The sequence below is a fragment of the Pseudomonas sp. P5_B2 genome (assembly GCF_056400445.1).
The window spans coordinates 1-1524 of sequence record NZ_JBFULH010000837.1; the positions used below are offsets into that span (position 1 = coordinate 1).

At 59.3% G+C, this 1524-nt stretch carries 2 protein-coding genes; both read left to right on the forward strand.

Features of this window, described 5'->3' with window-relative positions:
* Positions 1 to 1218 (forward strand): PAS domain-containing sensor histidine kinase (locus AC1DRJ_RS27285; RefSeq protein ID WP_477804884.1); only part of this gene is annotated, 1218 nt, incomplete at its 5' end.
* 145 nt (positions 1219 to 1363) lie between these two features.
* A partial coding sequence (locus AC1DRJ_RS27290) for a response regulator (RefSeq protein ID WP_477804885.1) occupies positions 1364 to 1524 on the forward strand: 161 nt, incomplete at its 3' end.

Sequence of the window (1524 nt, forward strand, 5' to 3'; positions counted from 1 at the left end):
AGTGAGGATGGACCACAAAGTTTCGAAACCAACTGCGTGCGGGCCGATGGCAGCATTTTACCGACGGATGTTTCATTGAGTTTCCTGCGGTTTCGCGACGGCGAATACCTGGTGGTTTACCTCAACGACGTGACCGAACGCCGCCGCGCACTGGCCGCGTTGCAGGAAAGCGAGGCGCGGTTGCAGGGGATCGCCGCCAATGTTCCTGGGTTGGTCTTTCGTCTGGAACGCGCGCCGGTGACAGGGCAGATCGACTTCGCCTACATCAGTGAAGGCAGTGAAAGTCTGGTGGGGTACTCGCCGGCCACGCTGGCCCGTCGCGACAAAGGCCTGCGCAGTCTGGTACACCCGGACGACAAGGCCAGTTATCACCAGACTCAGGACCATGCGCTGGACACTGACAGCGACTGGTCGTGGCAAGGACGGATCTTGACCCGTTCGGGCGAACAGCGCTGGGCCGAGATCAAAGCCATCACCCGTCGGCTCGACGACGGGGCTTACGTCTGGGACGGTATCGTCTGGGACATCAGTGAGAGCAAGCGTATTGAGCTGGAACTCGCCAGTTCCCGCGAACAGCTGCGCGAGTTGTCTGCCCACCTGGAGAGCGTGCGCGAAGAAGAAAAGGCGCGCATCGCCAGGGAAGTTCATGACGAACTGGGGCAGATGCTGACCGTGCTCAAACTGGAAACATCCATGTGCGAATTAGCCTACGCCCAACTCGACCCCGGGCTGAACGAACGCTTGAACAGCATGAAGCGCTTGATCGCTCAGCTGTTCCAACTGGTGCGCGACGTGGCCACGGCGCTGCGACCACCGATTCTCGATGCCGGGATTGCTTCCGCTATCGAATGGCAGGCCCGGCGTTTCGAGGCGCGCACGCAGATTCCGTGTCTGGTGCAGGTGCCGGACAATCTGCCGGTGCTCAGCGATGCCAAGGCCATCGGCTTGTTCCGGATCCTTCAGGAAGCGCTGACCAATGTCATGCGCCATGCCCAGGCGCATACTGTTGAACTCACGCTGGCGCTGGAAGGCGACGAGTTGTGTCTGACCGTCAGTGATGATGGCGTAGGATTTGTTGCCTCGACGGGTAGGCCGACCTCCTTTGGGGTGGTGGGCATGCGTGAGCGGGTGTTGATAATGGGTGGGCAGTTGTCGCTTGAGAGTGAGTTGGGGGAGGGCACCACGCTGAGTGTGCGGGTGCCGCTGGATGCAGCCTGATGGTTTTTGTGGTGTCTTTGCTGACGTCTTCGCGAGCAGGCTCGCTCCCACAGTGATTGGGGTGAATCAGAAATCTGTGTACTGACCTAATTCCAATGTGGGAGCGAGCCTGCTCGCGAATGATCTTGGCTCTGACATAAGAAGAATGGAGAAGAATGTGATCCGTGTACTGGTAGCCGAAGACCACACCATCGTCCGCGAAGGCATCAAGCAATTGATTGGCCTGGCCAAGGATTTGCTGGTGGTGGGGGAGGCGAGCAATGGCGAGCAGTTACTTGAAACCTTGCGTCATGTGCCGTGCGAGGT